Annotated in this window: 4 protein-coding genes and 1 pseudogene; 2 read left to right on the forward strand and 3 right to left on the reverse strand. The window is 41.2% G+C overall.

Features of this window, described 5'->3' with window-relative positions; all coding sequences use genetic code 11:
• Positions 1–217: 217 nt before the first annotated feature.
• Positions 218–367: pseudogene (locus VB740_RS16255) on the forward strand (WD40 repeat domain-containing protein); the annotation flags it as partial.
• A 105-nt stretch (positions 368–472) separates the two neighbouring features.
• A complete protein-coding gene (locus VB740_RS16260; protein WP_323201004.1) occupies positions 473–1,513 on the forward strand; it encodes a WD40 repeat domain-containing protein in 1,041 nt (346 codons plus the stop codon).
• Between the two features lie 110 nt (positions 1,514–1,623).
• Here VB740_RS16260 and VB740_RS16265 read toward each other — a convergent pair whose 3' ends face one another.
• The 3 genes from VB740_RS16265 to glyQ form a co-directional block, all read right to left on the reverse strand.
• Entirely contained in the window at positions 1,624–3,288 is a 1,665-nt protein-coding gene (locus tag VB740_RS16265; RefSeq protein ID WP_323201005.1) for an alpha-amylase family glycosyl hydrolase, read from the reverse strand.
• Positions 3,289–3,655: 367 nt separating this feature from the next.
• Positions 3,656–6,010 (reverse strand): ComEC/Rec2 family competence protein, encoded by a 2,355-nt coding sequence (locus VB740_RS16270; RefSeq protein ID WP_323201006.1) that lies wholly within the window; start codon positions 6,008–6,010, stop codon positions 3,656–3,658.
• Positions 6,011–6,457: 447 nt separating this feature from the next.
• Positions 6,458–7,357: a glycine--tRNA ligase subunit alpha gene (gene glyQ / locus VB740_RS16275; RefSeq protein WP_323201007.1), complete on the reverse strand. Its 900-nt coding sequence runs from the start codon at positions 7,355–7,357 to the stop codon at positions 6,458–6,460.
• Positions 7,358–7,517: the final 160 nt, after the last annotated feature.

Raw genomic sequence — 7,517 nt, forward strand, 5'->3', positions numbered from 1 at the left:
TAATGAGTTTTGAAGCATTTCGTGACCGTTTGGCAAAAATATCGTTCAAATCACAGCACTCATAGAAGCTATTAAAGCCAAACATAGACTGCAAAAACTAGGTCAACCAAACACAAAGATTCAGCGTCAGGTAGACAATGTATTACGCCAAGCAGTTTATGGAGCAGACGAGTACAATCGTTTTTCGGGTCATACAGCAGCTGTTTTAGCATTAGATATCAGCCCTGACGGCCAAACAATTGCTTCAGCCAGTGAAGATGCAACTGTCAAACTTTGGCAGCGAAACAGCCCAGGTGGAAGCTACCGCCTTAATAAAACTCTTAAAGGTCACAGCGCCGGGATTTGGGGAGTCGCCTTTAGTCCCGATAGTCAGACTATTGCCACCGCCAGCCTCGACAAAACAATTAAACTTTGGAACATTGATGGTACAGAACTGAGGACATTGAAAGGACACAGCGCGTCCGTTTGGGGAGTGGCTTTTAGCAAAGATGGCAGCTTTATTGCTTCGGCGGGTGCAGAAAACATTGTTAGACTTTGGCAAAGTCAAAATCCATTCCAAAAGTCTATCGTTGCTCATAAAGCTGGGATTTGGTCAATAGCTATCACCGCCGACAGTTCAGCGATCGCCACAGCTAGCCACGAAAATACTGCTAAACTTTGGAGTCGCCAAGGTAAATTGCTCAAAACTTTTACTGAATCTGGGGACGCAATCTTCGAGGTTTCATTTAGTGAAGATGGCAAGTTAATTGCGCTTCGCACTTCCGATGATTCGATAAAGCTCAAGAAGCGAGACGGTACTTTAGTCGCTACTTACAAAGATCCTCTCGGTAAACTCTTAGCAGCAGTATTGAGTCCTGATGGACAAGCGATCGCAATGGCAAATGTTGACAAAATTGCTCAGATATGGAAACGCGATCACTCTGCACCGCAGATTCTCAAAGGACATCAAGCGGAAGTGTGGCACGTTGTATTTAGTCCAGACGGTCGGCTGATTGGTTCAGTCAGTGGCGATAGTACTGCTAAATTGTGGACGCTTGATGGCAAGTTGTTCAAAACCCTAGTAGGACATTCGGCGACAGTCTGGAGATTAGCCTTTAGCCAAGACACTAAAATGGTGGCTACTGGAAGTGGCGACAATACTGTAAAGCTGTGGACACTTGAAGGCAAGCTGCTGAAAACACTGAAAGGTCATACAGCTGCGGTTTGGGGAGTTGCCTTTAGTCCTGATGGAAAAATAGTTGCTTCTGGAAGCGTGGATGCTACCGTCAAACTTTGGAAGCCGGATGGAACAGAACTGACGACTCTCAAAGGGCATACCGCAGCAATTAGGGAGATTGCCATTAGTCACGACGGGACAATGCTTGTTTCAGGAGGTGATGACAACACACTCATTCTGTGGAACTTGCAGCGAATTCTCAACTTAGATGCATCGGCTTATGGTTGCGCCCTGGTGCAAGATTATTTGAAAACTAACACAGCAGTGGAGGAGAGCGAACGCATTATTTGCAATTAACCTGTCCTCTATTATTTTGAGAAAAAAATAATCATAGGTTTGTAGTTTGGGCTATAGCGCAAACATGAACAATTCCTACCTATCAATGATTTTTTCACTGACTATAACTACTAAACAAATATTTTAGCTGTATAGCTTGGCAAATCGGTGACTAAACCTTCTCCTCCGACTTCCACCTTTGAATTCGTGAGCCAATCTCGCCAGTATTCAGCCGATGGGAAGCCTAAAATTTTATATTTATTTAGATTCTGGTCGGAGAAATTTGCCACCACCACCACACAAGAATTCTGCTCATCCCAGCGAGTGTAAGCCAGCACTTTATCATCAGCATTTTCGTAGAAAAACTCGATATTATCACTTTGCAAAGCTAGATTCTGCTTGCGTAGAGCAATGAGCTTTTGATAATACTCAAATAAATTATGATTTTCTTCGCCTGGCAACAAAGACCAATTAATCTTCTGTGGCTTAGTTACATCTTTGCTTTTTTGCTGATATTCGCCAAATTCTTCTCCCATCCACAGCATTGGTATGCCCATCGCTGTCATTAAAAGAACGGCTGCTAACTTCGCTCGCTTAAAAGCCTCTGCGTCAAAGATACCGCGATCGCCTAATTCTCGCAATAAACGTTCGCGATCATGGGTTGCCAAATAATTTATCACATTGGTGGCAGTTGCATAACCCTGCTGTCTAGGATCTAAAATTTGCTTTAGTTGTTTTAATTCAAATGTTTCTCCAGAAATATATGGAACTATAAAGTACCTAAAACTCTCATGCCAACAAGCATCTAATGGCCCATCTGGCCTAACTACAGTGTTTGTATCAGGAATATGTTCAGCAATATTGTAAAACTGCTTGGGTGCAGCGTGGTTTTTTCCTTGCTTCACCAGCCAGCCTAGAAATTCAAAGTTAGCTAACTGGCGCACTGCATCAAAACGAATTCCATCAATGTGATACTCCTTAATCCAAAATTGCACCACATCCCCGACGTATTTCCATGCAGGTTTAACATCTAATTTTTCATCATAATTATCATAGTCAAACTCTGGCCCCCAGTAATTATCTGGATCTTCAGGATAATGCATGTGTTCGTAATACCAGTAATTCCGGTCAATCCGCATTAACGGGCATTCTTCATCTGTATGGTTATAAATTCCATCCATAAAAACGCGAATGCCTCTACCATGACACTCATCTATTAATCGCTTTAAATCTTCTGTTGAACCGTAACTAGATTCTGTAGCAAAAAAGTGACGCACTTTATAGCCCCAGCTATAGTTACCGGGGTACTCATTAACTGGCATTAATTCAATTGCATTAACCCCCAATTCAACTAGATAATCTAACTTGGCAATTACCCCTAAATATTTGCCTCGTTTGTCCAGTCCAACCTCATCACCAGTAAAATCTGCAACATGCATTTCATATATGACTAATTCACGATTCTCAGGCAAAGGTTTTTCGTCATGTTGCCAAACATAAGTATCAATAATGCGTTGCCCATCTTTAATCCGCACTATGCTAGATTTTTCTGCTTCATTAACATCTGTTGCTTTAGGGTCAATAACATCTACCCATTCATCAAGTGCAAAATTCGGGCTTTTGCTTTGAATACGAAATTTATATTGATAAACTCCATCTTCCAGTTTTACTTGAGTGCGGAAATAACCATCTTCACTTTTTACCATTGGGATTTCTTTCCACTCAGAAAAAGACCCAATTAAAGCTGCTCCTTTATTACGAGGAGCAAACAATGTAAATTCAATTAAACTTCCCATTTCCATCTTTTTTAATATATCTTATTGTAGGTAGGTATAACAATACAAACATTAACTCAACAAGTACGCGTTTTTTGAATAACTCGCGTCAATGCTTTCCATATCTAAAAATGCTGTTTATCCATTGGAAACCAAAAATTTTCTACTAATAATTGCTTACTACAAAATATCAAAATTGCAGCTTAAAATGATTATTCATAACTTGTGCTGGACAACTAAATTTACGAATAAGCATCCTTGCTAACTATGATTGTATAGTAGTTTGCAATTTATTAAAAAGGATACTTACTTCCGAATGACCATACATCTATCTTTAGTTAGTCTTCCTTAAAAAAATCGTGCTTTAAATTTACCTACTTGTGAGTTTTTATAAGACAGAAGACTTATTTTCTGTAGCTTCAATAAACGCTTCAAACTGACCATTAGGCGTCCATTGAATAGCCCCATCTCGTCCTGTAAAAAATAGTTTGGTTTGGCTTTGATTCAATTCAGATAAAGCTTTTGTGTCAAAGTTGGCAGAAGAAGCGATCGCCACTTGTGGTTGCAGAGCAATAACTAAATCTTTTAATGACTGAGGCGTACACCATAACACTTGTGGACGAGGTAAATTTCCACTTTTAACTAGTTTTTGTACCTCTTTAGACTGAATATTACCTACTAACAACCAGTTCTGATCTAAAATCTGCAATTGTAAAATAGGTAATTGATCGTTGATTAATTGTGCCACTATTGAACCCGTTTTCACAGCTTGACCAACTGCCAGCGGTTGATAAGATCCCTGAGATTTTTGTAATTCTTGTTGAATTGCCTGACTCGCAATAGCATTTTCTGGTTGGGGGGAATATTCATAAAAATTTTTTATTGGTAAATGTTGCAGTAATTCCAACCAAGCATTACTGTCATTGCCTTGAAAATCAGTTGCGATCGCCCAATTGATTTGATTTACACCCTGCTGTTGCAAAAACGGGAGAATTGTGAAACGTCCTGTCCCTTCATCGCCACTATTAATTACAGTTACTGTCCCTCTATCTTGAACAACTATAATTGGTTCCGTACCAGATTCTAATACCGTTATCCTAAATAATGTATTTGTAGAATGCCACAAGGGAATGAATACTAAACCAATCGCAATTACATTAGCAAACCACCACCGCCGCTGCCACCAAGGGATTAGCCAAACCAGTATAATCAGTAAATAAATTGTCAGAAGCTGCCAAGTAGATATGCTGCCTACAGCAACAGAGTTTCCTGGCAATTTGCTAAAAAATTCCACTAGTTTAATTAGCCAATCAGTCGGGTAATGCAATACCGCAGCTAAAAAGCTTCCTGCCTGAGTCCAAATTAAGCCTACTAAGGCACTAATGATTCCACCTATACTAATGATCGAAATTAATGGAGTACTAATCACGTTCAGCAACAAACTATAAGATGGTACAACCCCAAAGACAGAAAGTTGCACAGGTAAAGTCCAAATAGTGGCAGCTAGGGGAACAGCAATCAAAGCAGCGATCGCAGGTGGTAACCATGCTAGGCGATTGACTAATGCGGGTACTGTTACTATTAATCCTAGTGTTGCTAAAAAACTCAATTGAAAGCCTAAATCCCAAATCCATAAAGGATTGAACACCAATAATAAAGTTGCTGCTAATAGTAATGAGCCGAACTGTTTTACTTTTCTTTTTAATAGCAACCCAACTAATGCCGCAAAACCCATAATTACGGCTCTAAGTACCGCAGGCTGAAAACCTGTTAAACTCAGAAAAATGATTAAAGCCAAAAAGCCGAGGGTAAATTGTGTTCCTTTTTTTGCCCGCTTTGTTAACTGTAAAATCACACTCAAAATCAAGGAAGTTTGGAACCCAGAAGCTGCTAAAGCATGAGCTAATCCTGCTTGTACAAACAAGTCACGGATATCGTAGGGTAAATCAACTGCTTTGCTTCCCAACACCATTGCACTGACAAGAGGCCCTTCTGGGATACCCAACCAACGAACTTGCGATCGCACAATTCGCTCCCGAATTTGCCACCATCCCCATTTCCGTTCTTGCTCAAAAACATTTATTTGTCGCCCGATCAAACCAGCAAATGTTCCTTCTTGCTTGAGAAACTTCTGAAAGTCGAAACCTCCCGGATTGGAAGCCGCCTTTGGTTTGTACAAAATCCCAGTCACAGCAATTTGTTGACTAGGGTATAAGCCAGTCGCCTGAAGTATAGGCACTGTCACATACAATTTGCCTGTAACCCCTTTTGGAACACCTGCTGAACCTTTATCATTTTTGACTTCATCTAGCTGAGTCGCTTCCAGCCAAAATTGTCCACGCTGACTGCGAGTTAAGCGGGGATTACTCGCCACTACGCCACGAATAATTACTAGTTGTTCTTGATTGCTGCTATTGCCAGGCGGGACGAACTGACTAATATCTTTTGCACCTGGTTGCGGCACTCGCCATTGAAAATATAGAGTTGCCAATAATCCCACCAAACCAGCAGCTATCCATATTCGAGCATGAGGAGTAGTTTGCCATATATTAGGCACTGCTTTATTTTTGCTTCCAGCATTTTCTGGCTTTTGAGCAAATTGGCGTGAAGTGTTGCGTCTTCTAAAAATAATTGCTCCCACTATCCCCAAAGCCAAAATCCACACGCCACCCCAAGGAACTGCTGTAAACAGTAACCCAAAAATATAGCCAAGACAAATAATTACACCACTGCTTTGAATCATAAAATTTTTTGTAAAAGCACCTGACAACCCGAATTTGCAGCTAACTCAAGAATAGCTAGGGCAGCAATAGAGAAAAAGCGCCGTTGCTAAATTTGGCTATGAAATTGAAAAATCAAATATTCCAAACTCTTATTATCTGCGTTTGGACTGCCTCTGCATGAGCTTTTCATCTCTTTAATCAGCAACACCGAAAATTTTTGATGCTTGTGGAGAAGTATAGTCCATCAAGTTGATACAAACAAAGCCCGCCTATGCGGGCCTTTTTCTCATAGCCTTAATGTTCTAGACTCAACATTTAACGGTACTTCTGACTTTTAGCTATAGCCACATCATAAGGAAATACTTAGCTGAAACACCAGCGCAGCGTGGAGAAACAGAATGCAAAGTGCTACGCTGACCAAATATGCAATTGTTCCTAGCCGACGAGAGTTCGTGTAGCTGTACCCTTTAGGATTTCGGGCTTTCTGTTGAACTTACAGTATCTTTGAGCAACGGAAAACCCAGCTTCTCCCTTTGCTCAACATATAAATAAGCTACTTTTCTCGCTAAATGCCGAATCCTGGCAATATAGCGAGTTCTCTCTGTCACTGAAATCACACCTCTAGCATCCAGCAGATTAAACGTGTGCGAACACTTCATTACATAATCTAAGCTAGGCAAGACCAATCCTCGCTCCGTCAATTGGGTAGCTTCCTGCTCATACAAATTAAATAGTGTCAGTAGCAACTCAGGATTTGACGCTTCAAAGTTGTAGGTACACTGCTCAATCTCTGCCTGGAGGTAAACATCGCCATAAGTAATGTTGTCCGTCCAATGAATTTTAGTAATTGCCTCAACTTCCTGAAGGTACATTACCAATCGCTCTAACCCGTATGTAATCTCAATTGACACAGGGCGGCAATCGATTCCCCCACACTGTTGAAAGTAGGTAAATTGAGTAATTTCCATCCCATCTAACCATACTTCCCACCCGGTACCCCAAGCTCCTACAGTCGCATCTTCCCAGTTATCCTCTACAAACCGAATATCGTGGTCTTCAGGACGAATACCTAAAACCCTTAATGAATCAAGATATATTTCCTGGATATTATCCGGCGACGGCTTAATCAGAACTTGGTACTGATAATAGTGTTGAAAGCGGTTAGGGTTTTCGCCGTACCGTCCATCCGTTGGGCGACGACACGGTTCAACATATGCAACAGCCCACGGTTCCGGCCCCAATGCCCTTAAAAATGTCTGGGGATTCTTAGTACCTGCCCCCTTCTCAATATCGTAAGGCTGGGCAATCAGACAACCGCGATCGCCCCAGAACTGATGCAATAAAGCTATAACCGACTGAAAATTCACGCTTCCCCCTTCCTGAGTTGGCACAGTGCATAAACCATTGTTGCCTAGAACCCGGCACTATGGGGAGTTTCATGGAGACTCAGAAGGTGTCCAAAAGATTTTTGGAAAAATAGTTGACACAATGAATTAGGTTCGCTATATTGAATAAGTGCCTGAAGCG

This window comes from Nostoc sp. UHCC 0251 (assembly GCF_034932245.1).
GTDB lineage: Bacteria > Cyanobacteriota > Cyanobacteriia > Cyanobacteriales > Nostocaceae > Nostoc.

Bases quoted from the DNA above. Each gene is read 5' to 3' on its own strand.
- VB740_RS16265 (WP_323201005.1), bottom strand. From the start codon at position 3,288: ATGGGAAGTTTAATTGAATTTACATTGTTTGCTCCTCGTAATAAAGGA.
- VB740_RS16270 (WP_323201006.1), bottom strand. From the start codon at position 6,010: ATGATTCAAAGCAGTGGTGTAATTATTTGTCTTGGCTATATTTTTGGG.